This window comes from Pseudoxanthomonas winnipegensis, assembly GCF_004283755.1.
Lineage (GTDB): Bacteria > Pseudomonadota > Gammaproteobacteria > Xanthomonadales > Xanthomonadaceae > Pseudoxanthomonas_A > Pseudoxanthomonas_A winnipegensis.
The window spans coordinates 1-19,405 of record NZ_SHMH01000010.1; the positions used below are offsets into that span (position 1 = coordinate 1).

20 protein-coding genes are annotated in these 19,405 nt (G+C 69.6%); 12 read left to right on the forward strand and 8 right to left on the reverse strand.

Annotated elements, in window-relative coordinates:
• Positions 1-205: 205 nt before the first annotated feature.
• From EAT51_RS17620 to EAT51_RS17640, 5 genes are all read left to right on the forward strand, one after another.
• Positions 206-799: a zincin-like metallopeptidase domain-containing protein gene (locus tag EAT51_RS17620; RefSeq protein WP_130516696.1), complete on the forward strand. Its 594-nt coding sequence runs from the start codon at positions 206-208 to the stop codon at positions 797-799.
• 4 nt (positions 800-803) lie between these two features.
• Positions 804-1,382, forward strand: coding sequence for a hypothetical protein (locus tag EAT51_RS17625; protein ID WP_130516698.1), 579 nt, complete (start codon positions 804-806; stop codon positions 1,380-1,382).
• A gap of 231 nt (positions 1,383-1,613) precedes the next feature.
• Positions 1,614-2,714 carry a M28 family peptidase gene (locus EAT51_RS17630; protein ID WP_130516700.1) on the forward strand — a complete coding sequence of 367 codons (1,101 nt, stop codon included), beginning with the start codon at positions 1,614-1,616 and terminating at the stop codon, positions 2,712-2,714.
• Positions 2,715-3,052: 338 nt separating this feature from the next.
• A complete protein-coding gene (locus tag EAT51_RS17635; protein ID WP_130516702.1) occupies positions 3,053-3,715 on the forward strand; it encodes an XAC0095 family protein in 663 nt (220 codons plus the stop codon).
• A gap of 354 nt (positions 3,716-4,069) precedes the next feature.
• Positions 4,070-4,522, forward strand: coding sequence for a hypothetical protein (locus EAT51_RS17640; RefSeq protein WP_130516704.1), 453 nt, complete (start codon positions 4,070-4,072; stop codon positions 4,520-4,522).
• A 437-nt stretch (positions 4,523-4,959) separates the two neighbouring features.
• On the opposite strand, the gene EAT51_RS17645 is transcribed toward EAT51_RS17640, so the two are convergent.
• Positions 4,960-6,240: a carbohydrate porin gene (locus tag EAT51_RS17645; RefSeq protein WP_130516706.1), complete on the reverse strand. Its 1,281-nt coding sequence runs from the start codon at positions 6,238-6,240 to the stop codon at positions 4,960-4,962.
• Between the two features lie 474 nt (positions 6,241-6,714).
• Between EAT51_RS17645 and EAT51_RS17650 the strand changes: the two genes are divergently transcribed.
• From EAT51_RS17650 to EAT51_RS17660, 3 genes are all read left to right on the forward strand, one after another.
• On the forward strand, positions 6,715-7,362 hold the full coding sequence (locus tag EAT51_RS17650) for a dihydrofolate reductase family protein (protein WP_130516708.1): 648 nt from the start codon (positions 6,715-6,717) through the stop codon (positions 7,360-7,362).
• Positions 7,363-7,497: 135 nt separating this feature from the next.
• Positions 7,498-7,917, forward strand: a complete 420-nt coding sequence (locus tag EAT51_RS17655) for a hypothetical protein (RefSeq protein WP_130516710.1) — start codon at positions 7,498-7,500, stop codon at positions 7,915-7,917.
• 106 nt (positions 7,918-8,023) lie between these two features.
• Positions 8,024-8,521 carry a TspO/MBR family protein gene (locus tag EAT51_RS17660; protein WP_130516712.1) on the forward strand — a complete coding sequence of 166 codons (498 nt, stop codon included), beginning with the start codon at positions 8,024-8,026 and terminating at the stop codon, positions 8,519-8,521.
• A gap of 93 nt (positions 8,522-8,614) precedes the next feature.
• On the opposite strand, the gene EAT51_RS17665 is transcribed toward EAT51_RS17660, so the two are convergent.
• Complete coding sequence (locus EAT51_RS17665; protein ID WP_130516714.1) at positions 8,615-9,832, reverse strand: hypothetical protein; 1,218 nt, start codon at positions 9,830-9,832, stop codon at positions 8,615-8,617.
• A 198-nt stretch (positions 9,833-10,030) separates the two neighbouring features.
• Positions 10,031-10,561 carry a GNAT family N-acetyltransferase gene (locus EAT51_RS17670; RefSeq protein WP_130561858.1) on the reverse strand — a complete coding sequence of 177 codons (531 nt, stop codon included), beginning with the start codon at positions 10,559-10,561 and terminating at the stop codon, positions 10,031-10,033.
• Between the two features lie 142 nt (positions 10,562-10,703).
• Here EAT51_RS17670 and EAT51_RS17675 point away from each other — a divergent pair, with 142 nt between their 5' ends.
• From EAT51_RS17675 to EAT51_RS17685, 3 genes are all read left to right on the forward strand, one after another.
• Positions 10,704-11,165 (forward strand): YbaK/EbsC family protein, encoded by a 462-nt coding sequence (locus EAT51_RS17675; RefSeq protein ID WP_130516718.1) that lies wholly within the window; start codon positions 10,704-10,706, stop codon positions 11,163-11,165.
• Between the two features lie 316 nt (positions 11,166-11,481).
• Positions 11,482-13,062, forward strand: a complete 1,581-nt coding sequence (locus EAT51_RS17680; protein WP_130516719.1) for a DUF1800 domain-containing protein — start codon at positions 11,482-11,484, stop codon at positions 13,060-13,062.
• Between the two features lie 29 nt (positions 13,063-13,091).
• Positions 13,092-14,294, forward strand: coding sequence for a DUF1501 domain-containing protein (locus EAT51_RS17685; protein WP_130516722.1), 1,203 nt, complete (start codon positions 13,092-13,094; stop codon positions 14,292-14,294).
• A gap of 64 nt (positions 14,295-14,358) precedes the next feature.
• On the opposite strand, the gene EAT51_RS17690 is transcribed toward EAT51_RS17685, so the two are convergent.
• Together EAT51_RS17690 and EAT51_RS17695 are read right to left on the reverse strand one after the other, a co-directional pair.
• Complete coding sequence (locus EAT51_RS17690; RefSeq protein WP_228257986.1) at positions 14,359-15,156, reverse strand: hypothetical protein; 798 nt, start codon at positions 15,154-15,156, stop codon at positions 14,359-14,361.
• Between the two features lie 173 nt (positions 15,157-15,329).
• Complete coding sequence (locus EAT51_RS17695) at positions 15,330-15,683, reverse strand: DUF3147 family protein (protein WP_130516726.1); 354 nt, start codon at positions 15,681-15,683, stop codon at positions 15,330-15,332.
• A gap of 316 nt (positions 15,684-15,999) precedes the next feature.
• Here EAT51_RS17695 and EAT51_RS17700 point away from each other — a divergent pair, with 316 nt between their 5' ends.
• Positions 16,000-16,956 (forward strand): amidohydrolase family protein, encoded by a 957-nt coding sequence (locus EAT51_RS17700; protein ID WP_130516728.1) that lies wholly within the window; start codon positions 16,000-16,002, stop codon positions 16,954-16,956.
• Positions 16,957-17,035: 79 nt separating this feature from the next.
• Here the strand turns inward: EAT51_RS17700 and EAT51_RS17705 are convergent, their stop codons facing one another.
• The 3 genes from EAT51_RS17705 to EAT51_RS17715 all read right to left on the reverse strand — a co-directional run bounded on the left by EAT51_RS17705 (position 17,036) and on the right by EAT51_RS17715 (position 19,361).
• Positions 17,036-17,470 carry a DUF3597 domain-containing protein gene (locus EAT51_RS17705; protein WP_130516731.1) on the reverse strand — a complete coding sequence of 145 codons (435 nt, stop codon included), beginning with the start codon at positions 17,468-17,470 and terminating at the stop codon, positions 17,036-17,038.
• Positions 17,471-17,554: 84 nt separating this feature from the next.
• Entirely contained in the window at positions 17,555-18,709 is a 1,155-nt protein-coding gene (locus tag EAT51_RS17710) for an RCC1 domain-containing protein (RefSeq protein ID WP_165421954.1), read from the reverse strand.
• A gap of 61 nt (positions 18,710-18,770) precedes the next feature.
• Positions 18,771-19,361 (reverse strand): NADPH-dependent FMN reductase, encoded by a 591-nt coding sequence (locus EAT51_RS17715; protein WP_130516735.1) that lies wholly within the window; start codon positions 19,359-19,361, stop codon positions 18,771-18,773.
• Between the last annotated feature and the right edge of the window lie 44 nt (positions 19,362-19,405).

A 19,405-nucleotide genomic window follows, 5' to 3' on the forward strand; every position in this document is an offset into this window, starting at 1 on the left:
ACTACATCGAGATGTTCTACAACCCGATTCGCCGGCATGGTTCCGCTGGCGGCATGTCACCGGTAGAGTTCGAAAAGCGCTACGCGCAGAGCGGCGACTGAGTGTCTATGGAACTCTGGTCGGTCCAGCGCTTTCTGGATTGACTTGCAGTCTGCTTTCAAAAACGATGTTCCTTAGGAAGCTTTGACCACAAGGAGCACGTGAAATGACCAGAGCGCTCTGTCTCTTGGTGCTGCTTTATTTGTTCTCGCCCCTCGCGTCGGCTCAGACCATGAACACCGGCCTGGGCTACTGCATCGACGGGATCGGCGAGGCGTCTTCGACGCTCCGCTCCCAGGTGGCGGCTCATACCGCTGGCCGTTTTTACGGGAACCCTCCCAGGTACGACCCGGCGACGAAGATCATTTATGTGCCGCCATACTCATGCGACTCGTTCGATACCGTTGGCCTGTATCGCACCCTCGGCTATCTCTCCCATGAGCTTGGTCACCACGTGGCCGGAATTCCGGACATTTCGGCCCCGCTGACGCGCGACCAGTACATCACCAAAATGTGCGTCTGGGAGGCGAACGCGGTGTCGAACAATGGTGTGGTGAGGGGCGAGATTTCTGGCGCGACTTCGGGATCGATCGTCATTCCGCTGATCGCGCAGAACGAATCGACGATGCTGTCCATGCTCGCTAGCGGTAAGAGCCTCCAGGAGATCGGCCAGACCTTCTGCGACAACAACACCAATTCGACGGGTAAGACATATACCCAAGCGAATGGGGACTACTACGATGCCAACTATCCGTGGTGAGATCATGAAGACATCCAAGCTTGTCCCGTTTGCGTGCGCGTTGGCGATCGGTTCCCTCACTTGCGCGGTGGTCAACGCCGCGACGCCGGTCGTCCAGGCGCCAGAGGCTTCGCAGCAGGCCGTTCTGGCCCTGATCAACAATCTCGCCCAGAGTCGAGCGGCGGGCCGTGGCCTCTTGGAGGCCGACCTGCGCGCCAAGACGCAGATCCGCAACGAAGCCGTTGTGGACGGCCGCACCTTCATGGGAGACACCAGCGTAGGCCCGGTGAAGGTGTCCTCCTCGATCGGCCCTGCGGGTGCGGAAGACACCGATCTGGTCATGCGTTTCAGTGGTGCGTGTGTGCATCGGGAGTTCGTGCGCGAGCACCTTCAACTGAAGGATGTGGTCTGGACTTCGCCGCCGGACGACCCCGCACCGACGATCGGCTACGCCTACTTCACCGGCGGCTCCGCTGTGACGCTGTTCTTCGATGCCACCGGGACCCGATGCCTGACGGCTGTGCGGATGGAGCCTGAGGCCGTGCTTCGGCAGCAGCTTCAGAGATCCAGGTCGACTCCCGCGCACCCGCAGTCACCTGGATAAGGTTGAGGTCTTCCCGATCATGGGGCTGTGGGCCTGAAGCCGGAAAACGGCGCGATAGCGCGCCCACCTCAGAAGGGTGGCTCGGGCGAGCCATCCCGACGAAACGAGAAAGCTAAAGCTGAAGCGCTGGGGCGGTTGGCACGATGGCCGCCGTTTCCGTTCCCCCTGCCTCCGGCGCAGTGCGCGTGCGAGCGGGCTAGACTTCTGCCCCAGACCACAAGGGGGAGCAGGATGACGATCTACATGACCTTGCGCATCGCGCTGCTGTCGTCCGCACTGATGGCCGGCATCGCGCAAGCCAAAGAGCCATCGCTGCCGCAGCCGCAGGCCAGCCTGCTCTCCAGCATCTCCGCCGACGCGATGCGCGGGGATCTGTCCTTCCTGGCGTCCGATGCGCTGGAGGGGCGGGGCACGCCGTCGCGGGGGCTGGATCTGGCGGCCGAGTACATCGCGGCGCAGTTCCGGGGCGCGGGGCTGGAGCCGTTGGGCGATGACGGGTATTTCCAGACGGCGGACTGGCGCCAGATCGCGCCGGAGAAGGAGCGGGCGAAGTTCGCCGATGCGCCCGAGCCGTTGATCGTGCGCAACGTGGTGGGCCTGCTGCGCGGTTCGGATCCGGTGTTGAGCAAGACCTATGTGCTGGTCACGGCGCATTACGATCATCTGGGCATCCGCAAGGACAAGGGCGATGACCCGATCTTCAACGGGGCCAACGACGATGGCAGCGGCACGGTCTCGGTGATCGCGCTGGCGCGCGCCTTCGCTGCGCAGCAGGTGCGGCCCAAGCGCAGCATCGTGTTCATGACGGTGTTCGGCGAGGAGCACGGGCTGGTGGGCTCGCGCTACTACGGTGCGCATCCGCTGGTGCCGGTGGCCGACACGGTGGCCAATATCAACCTGGAGCAGGTCGGCCGCACCGACGACAGCGAGGGCCCGCAGGTGCGCGCGGCCGCGATCACCGGCGCGGACTACTCGCAAGTGGCCGATGTGCTGCGCAAGGCGGGCGAGGACACCGGCATCCGCATGACCAAGCATCTGGTCAATAGCGACCGCTACTTCGCCTTCAGCGACAACCAGGCGCTGGCCGACCTGGGCGTGCCGGCGCACACCATCAGCGTGGCCTACGCCTTTCCCGACTATCACGGCCCGGCCGACACCTGGGACAAGATCGACTACGCCAACATGGCCGCCATCGACCGCACCGTCGCCCTGGCCGTGTGGACCATCGCCAACGACCCGAAGGCGCCGCGCTGGAACGCCGACAACCCCAAGGCCGCCAAGTACGTCGAGGCCGCGCGCAGGCTGCACGGCGAGCAGAACGCCGCGCCCTGAGCGCGGTTGGCTTCCGTCGGCTGCCGCCTGGATGGGGGCGGCCGAGGCGCGCGCGGAAGCCGCCGCGCGCGGTGTTGACACCGGCCACGGGGCGGAGCAACGTCGGTTTCGAGGAGCCTGGAAACGCCCCAGCGCGCGCGGCCCGCCCTTGAACCTGGTGTCCCGGTGCCTGCAGTCCCGGCAGGGGCGCCCGATGCGATGGCGGCATCGGCAGGGTGGCCATGACCGCCCCCGCAAGGGGCATGCGCCTGCCGGCGCGCTGCGGTGCTTGAGTCTCCTTCACCTCCGTCCGCCGGGCATGGCGGGCGGTCACTTCGCGATGCCAAGGAGCAATAACGATGACGGACCATCTCTTCGATGATCGGAACACGACGGGCGGCGCGCTGCCCGAGGACAGCCAGCACCTGCTGATGCAGGTCGGCCACCAGCTGCGGCTGCTGGCGCGGCTGGCGCAGCCCCGCCCCGGCGGCAAGCGGAAGCAGGCGCCCGGCGTGGGCGCGGCCGAGCTGGCCTTCAGCCTGGACCAGGTGGCCGGGCAGGTGGAGGCGGTGCTGCTGCGGATGTCGCGTCCGGCGCAGGCCGGCGCGGCGCTGGCGGCGGCCGAAGCCGCCGCGCCGTACGCGGTGGACGAGGCGACGCAGGCGCAGGGTCCGCGCCTGGCCTTCGGGGCGACGCTGGCGCAGCTGGACGCCCTGCAGCTGCTGGTCTTGGGCATCAAGGCCTTCGGCGATGCCGTGTTCGCCGAGCAGGCGGCCGACTACGCGGAAGGCAGCGTGTCGATGCTGGGCTTTGCGATCTTCAATCAGGCCAGCGAGGTGGCGGACCTGCTCACGGAGATCGCGGCGCAGCCGCTGGCGGCGGGCGGCGGCCCCGCATCGGTGCGGGAAGTCCGGCTCACGTATGGCGCCGGGTCCGTCCTGGCGTTGTGCCACGACGCGCAGGCCGCACCGCGCCTGCCGCAGGCCGTCGGCCGGATCGCCGGGGCGATGCGGTTGCACTGACGCGCGCGCACCGCGATTGGTGGGAAGCAGCGGCGGCCTCGGCCGCCGCTGTTGTCTGCTGGATGAAAGGCGGCTTGCGGGGGCGTCGTCGCCTTGGGCGTGGTGCGAAGTGCGTTTGCGCGCTGCGTTCGCGCATGGTGCGGCGGCTGGGTTCCGAGCCGCGTGGTCAGCGCCTGTGCTTGCGGAAAGACGCGCCTGCCGACGTTTCGGCTGACACGCCGTGACCCCCTATGGGCCTACCGGGGGCAGCAGTACGCGCGTGCCGCGCGTGCTCGCCAGCTCGCTCTGCAGACATCGAGCACAGCCAGGCGGGTAGGCTAGTCTCCTATCGTTCGCACCAACCAAGGTTCTGCCATGCCCCTCCATCCCGACTTCCCCGTCGTCGAAGGCCATTACCCGCTCACGCCGGACTGGGCGATCACGCTGGACGCGCCCTACAACCGGCGCATCGAGGACGGCGACCTGGTGCTGTGGAACGAGCGCGTCACGGTGTGGATGACGATCTGGCACAACGACGGCGGGGCCAGCATCGAGGCGCGCCTGGACGATGTACGTCAGCATCAGTCGCCGGAGGCGCACGACATCGAGCAGTCGCAGATCGGCGATATCCGCTTCTACGCCTATCGCCTGGCCGAGGAAGTGGACGACCCGGACGATGCGCGCAGGCCCGGCTACTACGGCCATGCCTTCGCCGAGGACAGCCAGGTGCAGATGGCGGTGTACTTCGACGATGAGGAGGACCTGGCGGTGGCCCGTGCGCTGCATCGGAGTCTGGTGTATACGGGCGGTGGTGACGCTGCGGAGTGAAGGTGTTCGGAGTGCGGCTGGCGGTGGCTCGCGGTGGCTGAGGTCGGTATGCAAAAGGCTCCGTTACGGAACATCGGCTTGTCGCTGTCAGATCGCCGAAGCCTTTGAACCTGCAGCCACGCAAGTAACCCACTACCGTCGTTCCCGCGAAAGCGGGAGCCCAGCGACTCTCACGCGGAAGCGTCAAAGTCCATGGATTCCCGCGTGCGCGGGAATGACGGGCTTTTGGCTTACCGAAGGCGTTGAATTTGGAGCCGCTCCCATCACCTACCACCGTCGTTCCCGCGAAAGCGGGAACCCAGGGACTTTCGCGGCAGAGCCTCCAAGGCGCTGGATGGTCAGACATGCGTCTGCCAAGAAGCACTTCCCGCGTGCGCGGGAATGACGGATCTTCGAAAGGCGGTTGTCCATTCGCGCTTCGGCGTCCTCGATGTGCCCTAAAACGTCGCCCGGACCTGCAGCCCCACCGCCAGCGCGTCACCCGCGCGCCTGTAGCTGAAGGTGCCCGGATCGACGATGTACTGCAGGTCCGGGCGCAGCGTCAGCCAGGGCCTGAGCTGAGCGGTGTAGGCCAGCTCGTACAGGCGTTCGACATCGGTGAGCTGATAGAGCGGTGAATCGCTCGGCACGCCGGTGTCGGCCAGTGCGCCGCGCTGTGCCGCGCGCAGGGCGCCGTTGACCTTGGCGCTGGCGTAGCCCAGCGCCAGGCGGTCCTGGCTGCGGGTGCCGATGCCCTGGTAGTACAGGCCGGCCACGCGCCAGTGCCGCAGGGGCGAGGTCGCCTGGTCGGTCTGCATGTACTCGCCGAAGACGGTGAGTCCGCGCGTGGGGTCGGCGGTCTCGGCGCTGAGCTTCTGCTCGGCCAGCAGCCACACGCCGTCGCGCCCGCTGACGCTGGCGGCGGTACCCAGCCGCCTGGCGCGGGAGGTGTCGGCGTAGGCGCCGACCTGGTAGCTGCCGGCGTGGGGGCCGCCAGCGCCCGGCGTCCAGGCCAGTTCGAGTACGAACAGCGAGCCGGTCGTGCCGCTGGCGAAGGGGCGGAAGGCGGTGTGCACGTTGTTGCCGCGCAGCTGCGGATTGACCTGGAACCAGCCGCCGCGCAGGACCACGCGCGCGGCCAGCGGCCAGCCGGCCTCGGCGCCCCAGCGCGCCACCGGGTAGTTGTACCAGCCGCTGTTGCCGGTCATCGACAGCGGGTGCGCGCACAGCGCCGAGTTGAGGAAGCTGTTGCCCGCGGCCAGCAGGCCGAAGTGGCTGCCCATCGCGTAGAAGCCCAGCTTGAGATAGCCCCTGCCGGCGAAGCCGTAGTCGAAGCTGACCTCGCTCAGCCGCGTGTAGGTGCCGCCATAGACCTGCTGCAGAGCGAAGCGGTTGCCGACCAGATCGGCCGAGGCGCTGCGGCCGCGGCGATCGTTGAGCGTGAGGTGGAACGCCCCGCCGCGCCAGCCGGCCAGCCGATCCATGGCCAGGTCCAGGCCGACGCGCAGCTGCTGCGCATAGCGCGCGCCGCTCGCCCCGTCGCCGTTGTCGATGACGTCCACGGCCTCGCCGATGTAATCGCCGCGCGGCGCGACACCACGCGTGGACCAGTCCTCGCGCACGCCGCCCCAGTCGCCGGTCATGGTGGCGGCCTGGTCAGGCGTGGCGTGGGCCTGCGCGCAGATCAGCAGCGCGCACAGCAGGGCACAACAGGAACGGCCGGGGGAATGCCGATGCATGGGTGGGGGTCCGCGGGCGTGGCGTCGGGGAAACCGCGCGCGGTGACGGCGCATCGGTGCCGGGAGGCCTCTGGGGTTACGCCGTTCGGGGCGCGGCGCCGCCATGGCGATGCGTTGGGAGGGCTATCGACCTTGAAGCTTCTGCGACGCCACCTTGGGAAAGGTGGTCCCGGCGTCGCGCCGCTCACCGGTGGCATCGCACCGATGCGCCCCCGAAAGACCCGAATCGTCGTTTTCGCGAACGCGGGACCCCCGCGACTTCCGCAGGCAAGGGCCAGGGGCCGGGGACACGCGTTAGAGGGAGGCTGCAGGTTTTCCGGCCATTCCCGTCGCGGAGCCGTAAGCGTAAAAGCAGGACCCAAGGCATCCGTCGCCGGCGTCGCGGTACACCGTGGCCCGGTTCGCGCACCGCAGCGGGCCATCGGCGCGCGGTTGAGAGAAGATGCTCTCTCTTGCATGCCCGGGAGGCTGGCGATGTCGAAGGTCCGTGTCGAAGGTTTCACCCTGTCCCTGGACGGCTTCGCCGCGGGGCCGCATCAGCGCCTGGAGGCGCCGATGGGCGAGGGCGCGCAGGACCTGCATCGGTGGCTGCGGGGGACGCGCACCTTCATGCAGACGCTGTTCGGCAAGGAGGGCGGCAGCACGGGGCTGGACGACGAGATCGCCGCGCGCGGGTTCGACAACCTCGGCGCCTGGATCATCGGGCGCAACATGTTCGGGCCCATCCGTGGCGACTGGGGCGACGCGGACTGGCGCGGCTGGTGGGGCGACGATCCGCCGCACCACGTGCCGGTGTTCGTGCTGACCCACCATGCGCGGCCCAGCCTGCCGATGCAGGGCGGCACGGTCTTCCACTTCGTCACCGGCGGCATCCACGAGGCGCTGCGGCTGGCGCGCGAGGCGGCCGGCCCGCGCGATATCCGCATCGGCGGCGGCGCCGACACCGTCCGCCAATATCTGCAGGCCGGCTTGATCGACCAGCTGCATCTGGCCATCGCGCCGACGCTGCTGGGCTCGGGCGAGCGGCTGTTCGAAGGCGTGGATCTGACCGTCCCCGGTTATCGCTGCACCAGCTTCCGCGCCTCGGACGCGGCGCTGCATGTGGTGCTGGAGCGGGGCTGACACCAAGAGCGCGGCCCCGGTCGGCGCGGTGATCCGGCGACAGGCGAAAGGTTGATCTTGCGGATCGGCAGCGCGCAGACTCCAGCGGCCACAGGAGCGTGGCATCGAAAGGGGACTCGCGTGAATCGATGGACGATGGCCGCCGTACTTGCGGTGGCGACGACGCTGGCCGGCTGTGCGACGCACAACCGCGTGGTGGTGAACCCAGGGCACCAGACCGTGGTCAGGTCGGCTTATGTGGTCCTGCATGGCGGCAACTCGGCGGATATGGATGCCCATGTCCAGCAGGAGCTCATGGCGCACGGGATCCAGGTCAAGGCCGGACCCGAAGTGCGCGAGGCGGGCACCGATGTCGTGGTCCGCTATACGGACAACTGGCGCTGGGACATGGCGATGTACCTGCGTTCGCTGGATATCCAGATCTACAACGCCTCCTCCGGCACGCTGATCGCGAGCGGGTCGTGGAAGAACTCGGCGCTGCATGGCTACCACTCGGCCGAGAAGGTCACCCGGCAGGTGATGGGCGAAGTGCTTGCCAAGCTCGATGCTGACTAGGGTTGCCCTCGCGATCCGGCGCTGCCGAGCATCGCCGGTCGTGACACGGCCTACGCCGCCACACCGCTAGAGTGCCGCGCGATATCGATCGCGTACGAGGTGTGGGATGCAAGGGATTTCCGGAAAGCGCCAGGTGCTGGGGCTGGTCGGCTGGCTGCTGCTGGTGTTGGTCGCCGGCGCTATCGGCGCGGCGGCGTCGGTGCAGGCGGCGACTTTCTACGCCACGCTGGCGCAGCCGTCCTGGGCGCCGCCGGCGGCGGTGTTCGGGCCGGTGTGGAGCGTGCTGTATGTGCTGATGGGCATCGCGGCGTGGCTGGTCTGGCGACGCGGCGGCTGGGCCGCGCAGCGGCGGGCGCTGACCGTGTTCGTGGCGCAGCTGGCGCTCAATGCGCTGTGGAGCTGGCTGTTCTTCGGCTGGCACCTGGGCGCGGCGGCGATGCTGGACATCGTCGTGCTGTGGGTGCTGATCGTGGTCACGGTGGCGATGTTCTGGCGCGCGCGGCCGCTGGCCGGCTTGCTGCTGCTGCCGTATCTGGCGTGGGTCACTTTCGCCAGTGCGCTCAACTACGCGGTGTGGCAGCTCAACCCGCAGGCGCTGGGATGAGCGAAGCGGGCGGTCGGGAAACGAACGATCGCAGCATCGGCCGTCATGCCGCCAGCCGCGCCGCGTGCGCGGTTGGTCGGTTCGACGCTGGCGTCAGAGCCCCTTCAACAGGCCGCGCAGCAGCTTCTTGCCGGTGCTTTCCTTCTCCGCGGGCTGGTTCGGGTCGCTGGTCGGCGACTGCGGGTCCTGGCCCGCGCCGCTGAGGTCCATGCCGAGCATGGCGCTGGCGGTGGACTTGGTGCGCACGCGCACGTTCCACTCCGGCGTCCAGGGCTGCTTGGGGTCGGCCGGCCTGGGCGGCCAGACCAGATTGGTTTCGGGGCCATAGGCGATCATCGACAGCAGCCCCGCGCCGGTCTCGCCGCCGTCCTTGAGGATGCCCTTGGGGATCTGGCAGCGCGTGGTGTCCGCGCCCAGCAGCACCTTCTCCTTGACCCAGCGCTCCAGGCTGCCGCCGGGCAGGAAGTCCATCAGTCCGCTGCCCATGTCGGGCACCTCGGCGCTGCTCCACAGCACCATGTCGTTGCCTTGCTTGGCCATGACGTTGATGAAGTAGGCGCCGGCGCGCGCCACCGGCTGCCAGCTCAGGACGATGCCGTCGGCCGGCACGCCCTGCTGCTGCAGGGCGATGTCGGGCATGAAGTCGGCCTGCGGGCCCAGGGTGAACTTCAGCGACTCCGGCACGCCCTGGCCGGTGATGCGGTGCTCGCCCTGCAGCGAGGCGCCGCGCTCGGCGCGCTTGCGCGCCTTCTGGTTGGGCCATAGCGCATAGCTGGGGTCGGGCCGCACGTCGCGGTCGGGTGCGCGGCGCGCCTCGATCGTGCCGCTGGCCTCGGGCATGCCGTTGCGCATGCGCACCTGGATCACGCGCGGCTGGCCGGGGCGGATAGCCGCGCCGCAGCCCCAGTACACCAGCATGCGGACCTCGGCGCCTTCCACCTGCTGGCCGCCCTGCGACTCGGGCAGGGTGGCGCGCGTGGGCGGCAGCAGCGGCAGTGCATCGCCCAGGCCCAGGCCGGTCGGGATCGCCTGCTGCGCGGGCAGGCCGGGCGCCAGGGTGTTGTGCAGGGCGATGTCGAAGTACAGCCCACTCGCCCCGGCCGAACGCGCGTCGGGATAGCCCAGGTCCTGCTTGCCGCCCAGCATGCCGGCGAAGCGTCCCAGCGCGCCCATGTCGGGCATGTCGGCCATCCTGTGGGTGTCCACGTCGATGAAGACCTGGGTCGGTGCGGCCGGCGCGGCGGCGCGGGTGGGCAGGGCCAGCAGCAGGCAGGCGGCGAGGGCGGCGGGCAGGAGGCGGTGGCTGGACATGGGCGTTCCGGTGGCGTGTGTGTCCCGGGAATGCGCAAAACGGCGCAGGGACAGGCCATGCGGCGCGCATCACGCGCCGGTTCGCCAGATGCGCACCAAAGGTGGGGCGCGCCGCATGTGATCAGGTCGGTGGATCTGGCCTTGCTGCCAGGCCCGGCGGCATCGCAGTCCGTCGCGCCGCCGGCATTGGGAGCGCGCTCAGCCGTCGACCGGCTGCGCGGGCGTTTCCAGCAGCAACTGGTAGAAGGCCAGGTCCAGCCAGCGGCCGAACTTGAAGCCCACCTGCGGCAGCGTGCCGACATGGCGGAAGCCCAGGCGTTCGTGCAGGGTCACGCTGGCGGTGTTGCTGGCGTCGATGCCGCCGATCATCGCGTGCAGGCCCTGCGCGCGGGCGGCCTCGATCAGCGCCTGCACCACCACCCGCCCCAGGCCCTGGCCGCGGTGGTCGGGATGCACGTACACCGAGTGCTCGACCGAATACTTGTAGGCCGGGAAGGCGCGGAAGGTGCCGTAGCTGCCGAAGGCCAGCAGCGTGCCGTGCGCGTCCTCCAAGCCGATCACAGGGAACCCGCCATCGCCCTTGGCCTTGAACCAGGCCGTCATCGTCGCCGGCGTGCGCACCGCGTACTCGTACAGCGCGGTGGAGTGGAGGATGGCATCGTTGAAGATGTCCAGGATCGCAGCGGCGTGCTGGTCGTGCGTGCAGCGCACGAGGGTGTGGGCGGACATGGGGCTCTCTGGGCGAGGGGACGGCGGCCGCGCGCGGCTTGGCGCAACGGCGATGCAGGCAGGCAGAATAAGGCGTCGGCGTCATCGTGTCCCGGTGCCCGCCGCGAAGCTCGCCTTTCTTCCTGCCTTCAAGGAGCACGCCGTGTCGATCGATTCCGTCCGCGCCTTCTTTCAGCAGCACGCACTCGAGGTGGAAGTGATCGAGCACGCGCAGAGCACGGCCACCGTGGCGATGGCCGCCGAAGCGCTGGGCGTGACGCCGGGACAGATCGCCAAGACCCTCGCCTTGGGCCTGGACGATGCGCTATTGCTGCTGGTGATGGCCGGCGATGCGCGGCTGGACAACCAGAAGTTCAAGGCCGCCTTCGGCACCAAGCCGCGCATGCTGCCGCCGGAGCAGACCCTGGCGCTGACCGGGCATCCGGTCGGCGGCGTGTGCCCGTTCGGCCTGGCGGGCCCGGCGCGCATCTGCTGCGATGTCTCCCTGCAGGCGCATGCCTTGGTGTATCCGGCCGCCGGCTCGCCCAACAGCGCCGTGTGCCTGGCGCCGACGCGCCTGGCCGACCTGGTGCAGGCGCAGTGGGTGGATGTGGGCAAGGCCTGAGCGCGGCGGTCGCGACGGTGCGCTGAGGCGCCTTGGCGCGAACCGCGTCGTCGTCTCCCGAGCGCATGGCCATGGCATGCGCTTCCGGCGCTGGCTTCCCTTCGGACGCCAACCGTGGCACGGTCGCAGAATCCGCCAACGCCGCGTTTCGCGGCCTCGCAGGCGACGTGCGTTGCCACGCGGCGCCACATCGCGCCACGTCTGAATCCGTGCCCCCCGCGCGGTCGCGTTCCGACAATTGCTTAACCCGCGTGCAAGACGCCGGGGCTAGGGTTTTCACGCGGCGCACATGGCCCGCAACGCCCGGAGGTGGTCGATGCACCCGCCTGCAACCCCGTCTGCTGCTCTTCTCTCCCGTGCGCGTCGAAGCGCGCTGACGCTCGGCCTGCTGGCTGCGTTCGGCCTGTGCGCGCTGCCGGCCGCCGCGCGCGATGCCAGCCCGACCCCGGATCAGCTGCGCTGGCTGGAGCGGGTGCAGTTCGGCCTGGACAGCGCGAGCGTGGCCGCGCTCGGCCAGCAGGGCCAGCGCGACTACCTGCGCGCGCAGCTGCACCCCGATGCCGGCGATACCAATCTGCCGGCATCGGTGCAGACGCAGCTGCAGGGCTACGAAGGGCTGAACGTGTCGGCGCCGGCGGCGCTGACGCAGCTGGCGGCGCGGCAGAAGGAGATCAACGCCATGCCCGACGGCGACGCCAAGGCCGCCGCGAAGAAGGCGTTGCAGGAGCAGAAGAACCAGAACGTGCAGCAGGTGCGCCAGGCCGAGCTGCTGCGCGCGGTCTACGATCCGGATCAGCTGCGCGAGCAGCTGGTGTGGTTCTGGCTCAACCACTTCAGCGTGCAGGCCGACAAGGCGCGCGTGGGCTGGGTGCTGGGCGACTACGTCGATCGGGCCATCCGCCCCAACGCGCTGGGCCACTTCTCCGACCTGGTGCTGGCCACGCTCAAGAGCCCGGCCATGCTGGACTATCTGGACAACGCGCAGAACGCCAAGGGCAAGGTCAACGAGAACTACGCGCGTGAGCTGATGGAGCTGCACACGCTCGGTGTGGACGCCGGCTATACCCAGCACGATGTGCAGCAGCTGGCGCTGGTGCTGACTGGCGTGGGCATCGCGCCGCCCGATCGCGACGGCCCGCCCAAGCTCAAGCCGGCCCAGCAGACCCAGTACCTGCGCGAGGGCGCGTTCGAGTTCAACCCGGCGCGCCATCAGGAGGGCGACAAGACCCTGCTGGGCCAGCGCATCGCCGGCGGCGGCTTCGACGAGGTGCGCAGCGCGGTGGAGCTCATCACCCGCCAGCCGGCGTGCGCGCGCTTCATCTCCAGCCAGCTGGCGCAGTACTTCGTCGCCGATACGCCGCCGCCGGCGCTGGTGGACAAGATGGCCAAGGCCTTCCTGCGCAGCGATGGCGACATCGCCAAGGTGATGGAGGTGATGGTGAGCTCGCGCGAGTTCGCCGATGCCGGCCAGCGCAAGTTCAAGGATCCGTACCGCTACCTGGTGTCCTCGATCCGCTTCGCCTACGACGGCCAGGTGATCGCCAACCCGGCGCCGCTGGTGGGCTGGCTGGGGCAGCTGGGCGAGCAGAGCTTCGGCCGGATCACGCCCGACGGCTGGCCGCTGGCCTCCGACGCGTGGAACAGCTCGGGCCAGATGGCCAAGCGCTTCGAGATCGCCCGTGCCATCGGTGGTGGCGATGCGCGGTTGTTCACGCCCGCCAAGGCCGATGGCAAGGCCGAGCAGCAGGGCGGCTTCCCGATGCCGGCCTCGCGGCTGTTCTATGCCGCGATCGAGCCGACGCTGGCGCCTGCCACGCGTGAGGCGCTGGCCAAGGCACGTTCGCAGCAGGAGTGGAACGCCTTCCTGCTGGCGTCTCCCGACTTCAACTACCGCTGATCCCTACATCCCTGCACGAGGGTGTTCCCATGAAACGTCGTGATTTCCTCATCGCCAGCGCGCTGACCGCCGCCGCCAGCGGCAGCCTGGGCTGGTCCGGGCGGCTGTTCGCCGCTCCGCCGAAGGATCGCAGCCGGATGCTGGTGGTCTTCCTGCGCGGCGGCTACGACTGCAACAACCTGCTGGTGCCGGTGGCCAGCGATTTCTACTACGACGCGCGTCCCACCCTGGCCATCGCCAGGCCCGACCCGGCCAACGACAAGAGCGCCATCGCGCTGGACGCGCACTGGGGCCTCAACCCGGTGCTGCGCGACAGCCTGCTGCCGCTGTGGCAGAGGAAGCAGCTGGCGTTCGTGCCGTTCGCCGGTACCGACGATCTGTCGCGCAGCCACTTCGAGACCCAGGACGACATCGAATCGGGCGAGGCCGGCGCCGATCGCCACGACTACCGCTCCGGCTTCCTGGCGCGACTGTCGGCGGTGATGACCGGCGTGCCGGCGATCGCCTTCACCGACTCGCTGCCGCTGAGTTTTCAGGGCGCCGGCGAGATCCCCAACCTGTCGCTGCGCAACGATGCCAAGCCGGTGTTCGACCCGCGCCAGTCCGACATCCTGGCCGGCATGTACCAGGGCACCCAGCTGGCCAGCGCGGCGCGCGATGGCCTGGCCCTGCGCCAGCAGGTCAGCCAGGCGCTGCAGCAGGAGATGATGCAGGCCAGCCGCGGCGCGGCCAGTGCGCGCAGCTTCGCCGACGAGACCCGACGCATGGCCGTGCTGATGCGCGACAAGTACCGGCTGGGCTTCGTCGATGTCGGCGGCTGGGACACGCACGTCAACCAGGGCAGCACCGACGGCCAGCTGGCCAACAACCTCAAGAACCTCGGCCAGGGCCTGGCGGCCTATGCCGATGCGCTGGGCGACGATTGGAACGACACGGTGGTGGTGGTGCTGAGCGAGTTCGGCCGCACCTTCCGCGAGAACGGCGACAAGGGCACCGACCATGGCCACGGAACCACGTACTGGGTGCTGGGCGGCGGCGTCAAAGGCGGGCGCATCGCCGGGCCGCAGGTGGACGTGGCGCAGGCCAACCTGCTGCAGAACCGCGACTATCCGGTGCTGACCAACTACCGCGAGCTGTTCGGCGGCCTGCTGCAGCGCATGTGGGGCTTGAACGGCACCCAGCTCGAGCAGGTCTTCCCCGGCGCCAAGCCGAAGGATCTGCAACTGGTGTGAGTTGCGACAAAGCGACAGGGCGCCATGGGGCGCCCTGTCGTGTCTTCAGTGCGTCGGATCGAACTCAGCCGTGGCGTCCGCCGTCGAAGGGCTCGTCGGACAGATAGGCATCGCGCACCGCGCCCTTGGCCTCATCCCAATCCAGGCGCGAGCTGCCGCGCGCGCTGTTCCAGCCCAGGCGCAGCTCGTCGGCGACGGTGTCGTCCCACATGCGCCCGCCGAAGTCGCTGCTGAAACGCGAGCGGGTGCCATAGCGGTAGGCCGGCACGAAGTCCTCGTACTGGTGCTCCGGGCCGCGATACGGCGCACGTTCGAAGTGCGTGCGGAAGCGCTCGTCGCTGTCGGCATAGGCCAGATGGCTGCGGTCGGCGCGCTCCCAGGCATCGCGCGCGGCGGGGCGGGCCTGCTCCCATTCCAGCGTGGAGGTGCCGCGGTTGCGCGGCCAGTCGCGTTCCAGCTCGGCCTCACGCTCCTCCCAGCTGCGGCCGGGCTCGGCCTCGCGCGCCTGCAGGCCGTAGCCGTAGACGCTGGCGTAGTCGCGATCGAAGTCCTTGGCCGGATCGTAGTAGGGGCGGTGCTTGTGCGCGGCGCGCCAGTAGTCTGCCTCGACGGTCGGGTCGAGCTTCTCGGCCACGCCCTTGCCGACGGTGCCACCGGCGACCACGCCCACCGCAGCGCCGATCAGGGTGCCGATCGGTCCCAGGACCGAGCCGGCCGCCGCGCCGACGGCGGCGCCACCGACCACGCCACCAACGCCCACGCCGACAGGATGCGCGCCGGGCGTGCCGGTGATGGGATCGCGGTTCGGATTGGCGACGGTCTCATCGACGGTCGGGTCGTACTTGTCATTGGCCTTGCTCACTTGCATCTCCCGTGTCCGGCCGCGACGTGCGGCCGTTGCTGTGGGAACGACGGTGCAAGCCGCGCCGTTAACCACCCGTGGCACCGGCGTGAGCAAGTGTTCGGATGCGTTGGAGCGTTAGGTCTTGTGAGCAGGCCTGCACAAGCGTGAGCAGGGCGGATTGCGGGCCTTGCTTACGGCAGCAGCTGGATCCCGAACGGCCGCACCGCCAGGGCGAACAGCCAGAAGCACACCACGGTCAGCGCCGCGCTGGCGCCCAGCGTCCACCAGAAGCCCAGCCGCGGCAGCAGCAGGGGGAAGGCGAGGAACATCGGCAGCGTCGGTACCACGTACCAGAAGGTGTACCAGGCATGGTTGGCGATCTTCTCCGCCGGCTGCCGCTCCAGCTGCAGCCAGACCAGGGCCAGCAGCGTGACCAGCGGCAGCGCGGCGAGCAGGCCACCGAGCCGGTCGCTGCGCTTGGCCGCTTCGGACACGACCACGACGATCAGCGCGGTGACGGCGTACTTGGCGATGAGCCAGGGCATAAGCAGCGTTCGTTTGGGAGAGAGGCGTGGCAGTCTAAGGCGCGCTCCGGGCGCAGACGACGCGCGTCCCCGGCCAACGCTGCACTCCCTCCATCGTCATTCCCGCGAACGCGGGAATCCAGGGACTTTGCCCTTCCAGCGCGCCAGGCGCCGGCTTTCCGCTTCCGCGGGAACGACGAAGTACTGCGGACCGTTCTAGACTAGCCCCCTGCGCCGGAGGCTGTCCGGCGCGCTCCACAGTCCACGTTGACTGGGAAGCCTGGCGCCTTTGCGACCCCTCCCGGGGCGCCCGTGCCTACCGTTTGGGGAAACGCGTATGCAACTTCGAATCCTGATGCTCGTCCTGAGCGTCCTGCAGGGCCGTCTGCTGATGCCGGGCCTGCTGTGCCTGCTGGTGGCCAGCATGGCCTGGGTGGCGGTGGCCGAACCCGAGCGCGGGCCGCTGATCCTCGACATGCACCTGCACGCCGTGCCGGCGCCGGGCGCCGCGCCTGCGCCCTGTCTCGAGACGGGGGGGAGCTGTGCGGCGCCCGATGCCGCCGCCGTGCACCGGTATACCCAGGCCCAGCTGCGCCGCTACAACGTGATCGGCCTGGCCGCCGTGCAGGATGGCGGCCAGCCCCTGCCGGCGTCCGAAGCGCGCGCGCCCGGCCACCTGGCGCTGGACCCGCTGCGCATCGACGCGGCGACCGAGGCGCGGGTCCAGGCGCTGCGCGCCAGCGGCCAGCTGACCCTGCTCGGTCTGCGCCGCCCGGCGGCAGAGATGGCGCTGGACGATCCGCGCATGGAACCACTGTGGCAGCTGGCCACGCGCGTGGACCTGCCGGTCGGTCTGCACCTGGGCCGCCAGGACGGCGCCGCGGTCAGCCAGGCCGCGACCGGCGCCGAGCTGGAGGCGCTGCAGCGCGTGCTGGCGCGGCATCCGCAGCTGCGCCTGGACCTGGTGCACGGGGCGCAGCCGCTCTCCGAGGCGCTGCTGGCCGTGCTCGATGCCCATCCGCAGGTGTACCTGGACGTCGGCCAGCTGGTCGCAGGTCAAAACCGCCCGGCCTTCTACCGCGACCTGCGGGCCATCCTCGAGGCCGGCCTGGGCGACCAGGTGATGTTCGGCTCGGGCAGCCCGGCCTGGCCGGCCTCGATCGGCGCGTCCATCGACACCGTGCGCCGCGCGCCGTTCCTGGACGATGGCCAGAAGCGCGACATCTTCTACAACAACGCCGCGCGCTTCCTGCGCCTGGAGCGCCAGCCGGCGTCGGCGTCGCGCACGATCTGAACAAAGAACCGCGCGCCATCGCAGGGACGGCGCGCGGTTCGAGGCGTGCGAGGTCGCCGGCAGGCGGCCCGGCGCGGGATCAGTCCTTCAGCTCGGCGGGCACCTTGCCGCCGTTCTCGGCCAGCTTCTTCATCACCGCCTTGTGCAGGGCGATGTTCTGCTCGGCGCTGCCGGCCTCGCCGGCGTGGACATTCAGCTCCTCGGCCAGCTCCTTGCGGGCGGTCAGACTGGAATCCAGGTCGAGCAGCTTGAGCAGGTCGACGATGGAGTGCTGCCAGTCGCTCTTGCCGCCCTTGCGCGCGGCAATGTCGGTCAACACGGCGGCGACATCGACCGGCTCGGCCGGCGTCGCGGGCGCAGGCGTCCGTGCGGGCGGGGCGATGCCGGCAGTGGCTTCGCTGCCGTCGACGATGACCACTTCGGGCTTGGCCGTGGCGCTCGGCGTGGCCGCGGTGGTGGCCTGCGGCGAGGCGTGGCCGAAGATCTTGTTGACGATGCTGGAGAAGAGGCCCATCGCGATGTCTCCTTGTATGACGGTGGAACGGCGAGGCTAGCGACCCGGTCGCTCAGATCGGATGAAGCCGCCGCGTCGGCCGCGTTACGGGGCCAGCGAGATCGGCACGAAGGTGGCCTGGCTGAGCACCGGGGACTGCCATTCCTCCTTGCCGCCATGGCCCGCGTACCAGGTGCTGCCGTCGCGCTTGACCAGGTAGGTGCCGTAATGCAGCGAGAACACCAGGGCGATGTCGCGCACGGTCAGGCGCTTGGGCTGCTTCACGTAGCCGGTCTTCTGGCCCAGGCCCAGGGTGCCCCAGTCGGTATTGCCCCAGCCCATCGCGCTGCCGTCCTTGAACTGGGCGATGGCGTTGTACGTGGACAGCTGCACCGCCTTGGGCCCACGCACGCCGGGCACCGGCAGCGGCTGCACGGAGAAGCGCTCCGGCGGATCGTCCTGGAGCCCGTCGCCGAGCATGTAATTGCTGCGGCTGCCCCAGGCGACCAGCGTGCCGTCGCGCCGGATGGCCATCGAGGTGTAGGCGCCGGCGGCGATCGCGACCACCTCGTTCAGGCCATCGACGGCGGCGGGCAGGTCCAGCGCGGGCTCCTGCACCGGCTGCCGGCCCAACTGCCCATAGCGGTTGCCGCCCCAGGACAGCACCGTGCCGTCGCGGCGCAGCGCCAGCGTGTGCGTCAAGCCCATTGCGACCTGGGTGATGTCGGTGGCGCCGGGTACGCGCACCGGCGTCAGCGCGGGCGGGCTGGCCTCGCCCCAGCGCTTGTTGGCCAGGCCGTCGCCGATCTTGCCTTCTTCGCGCCGGCCCCAGGCGCGCAGCGTGCCGTCTTCGAGCAGGGCGATGGCGGTGCCTTCCCGGCCATAGAGGTGGCGCACGGGAGGCAGCGATACTTGGACAACGCCGCTGCCGGTCCCGCCGCCCAGCCCCACGCCCGCGCCCCAGGCCAGGACACGGCCGTCCTCGGTCAGCGCATAGCTGTTTTCGCCGCCGCCGGCGATCTCACGGATGCGAGCCGGCAGCGCGATCGCTGTCGGACGCGCCCAGCGCGTGCTGCCGTACTGCTGCGGGTTCGGCCCCAGCTGCCCGTCCTTGAACTCGCCCCAGCCCACGACCGTACCGTCCTCGCGTAGCGCGAGCATGGTGCCGTCCGATCCGCTGAGCTGGACGATCCGCGGCTCGGCCGCGGAGGCGGAGAGCAGGGGGAACAACAGCAGGCACAGGACCAGGAGTGCGCGCATGGCGGATTCCAGCAGGCAGGACATGCCAGAACACGCAAAACGGGGCGCGCAGGGGACGCGATCAGTACGGCGGCTTGTGTCTGGCGCGCTGGGTGCGCGCGGCCTCGGCCCACCAGGCCAGATCGTCGGCGAAGCGCGCGAAGCTCTTCTCCAGCGACTTGCCGGCCTCCTCGATCGGCTGGCCGTGCGCATCCAGGGTCTTGCCGATCGGACCGACGGTGACGGTGCTGGAGATCACCACCATGCCCATCTCCGTGAGCGTGCCGTGCCAGGCGAAACTGGCGTGCGCGCCGGACAGGCGGCCGGCCGAATAGCTGACGATGCCGGCCGGGCGCCAGAACCATTCCTCGAGGAAGTGGTCGGTGAGGTTCTTCAGCCCGGGCTGCATGCCCCAGTTGTACTCGCCGGTGACGAACACGAAACCATCGGCCGTGCGGATCTTCTCGGCCAGCGCCTCCATCGCCGGCGGCGCCTCGCCCTTGGGATATTCCTTGTACATGCGGTCCAGCATCGGCAGGTCGACCGCCTTGGCGTCGATCAGCTCGGCCTGCGCGCCGCGCGCATTGAGCGTGCGCACCGCGTACTCGGCCAGGCGGATGCCCATCCGGTCGCTGCGATAGGAACCATAGAACACGAGGATGCGGTCGGACATGGGCGTGGCCTGCTGGCAATGGGGAGAGCGATCATCACCGCTCA

Coding starts and splice junctions, on each gene's coding strand:
- EAT51_RS17655 (WP_130516710.1), top strand. CDS start 7,498: ATGGCCGCCGTACTTGCGGTGGCGACGACGCTGGCCGGCTGTGCGACG.
- EAT51_RS17635 (WP_130516702.1), top strand. CDS start 3,053: ATGACGGACCATCTCTTCGATGATCGGAACACGACGGGCGGCGCGCTG.
- EAT51_RS17710 (WP_165421954.1), bottom strand. CDS start 18,709: ATGCGCGCACTCCTGGTCCTGTGCCTGCTGTTGTTCCCCCTGCTCTCC.
- EAT51_RS17625 (WP_130516698.1), top strand. CDS start 804: ATGAAGACATCCAAGCTTGTCCCGTTTGCGTGCGCGTTGGCGATCGGT.
- EAT51_RS17650 (WP_130516708.1), top strand. CDS start 6,715: ATGTCGAAGGTCCGTGTCGAAGGTTTCACCCTGTCCCTGGACGGCTTC.
- EAT51_RS17705 (WP_130516731.1), bottom strand. CDS start 17,470: ATGGGCCTCTTCTCCAGCATCGTCAACAAGATCTTCGGCCACGCCTCG.
- EAT51_RS17645 (WP_130516706.1), bottom strand. CDS start 6,240: ATGCATCGGCATTCCCCCGGCCGTTCCTGTTGTGCCCTGCTGTGCGCG.
- EAT51_RS17670 (WP_130561858.1), bottom strand. CDS start 10,561: ATGTCCGCCCACACCCTCGTGCGCTGCACGCACGACCAGCACGCCGCT.
- EAT51_RS17640 (WP_130516704.1), top strand. CDS start 4,070: ATGCCCCTCCATCCCGACTTCCCCGTCGTCGAAGGCCATTACCCGCTC.
- EAT51_RS17715 (WP_130516735.1), bottom strand. CDS start 19,361: ATGTCCGACCGCATCCTCGTGTTCTATGGTTCCTATCGCAGCGACCGG.
- EAT51_RS17680 (WP_130516719.1), top strand. CDS start 11,482: ATGCACCCGCCTGCAACCCCGTCTGCTGCTCTTCTCTCCCGTGCGCGT.
- EAT51_RS17660 (WP_130516712.1), top strand. CDS start 8,024: ATGCAAGGGATTTCCGGAAAGCGCCAGGTGCTGGGGCTGGTCGGCTGG.
- EAT51_RS17700 (WP_130516728.1), top strand. CDS start 16,000: ATGCAACTTCGAATCCTGATGCTCGTCCTGAGCGTCCTGCAGGGCCGT.
- EAT51_RS17630 (WP_130516700.1), top strand. CDS start 1,614: ATGACGATCTACATGACCTTGCGCATCGCGCTGCTGTCGTCCGCACTG.
- EAT51_RS17620 (WP_130516696.1), top strand. CDS start 206: ATGACCAGAGCGCTCTGTCTCTTGGTGCTGCTTTATTTGTTCTCGCCC.
- EAT51_RS17665 (WP_130516714.1), bottom strand. CDS start 9,832: ATGTCCAGCCACCGCCTCCTGCCCGCCGCCCTCGCCGCCTGCCTGCTG.
- EAT51_RS17685 (WP_130516722.1), top strand. CDS start 13,092: ATGAAACGTCGTGATTTCCTCATCGCCAGCGCGCTGACCGCCGCCGCC.
- EAT51_RS17695 (WP_130516726.1), bottom strand. CDS start 15,683: ATGCCCTGGCTCATCGCCAAGTACGCCGTCACCGCGCTGATCGTCGTG.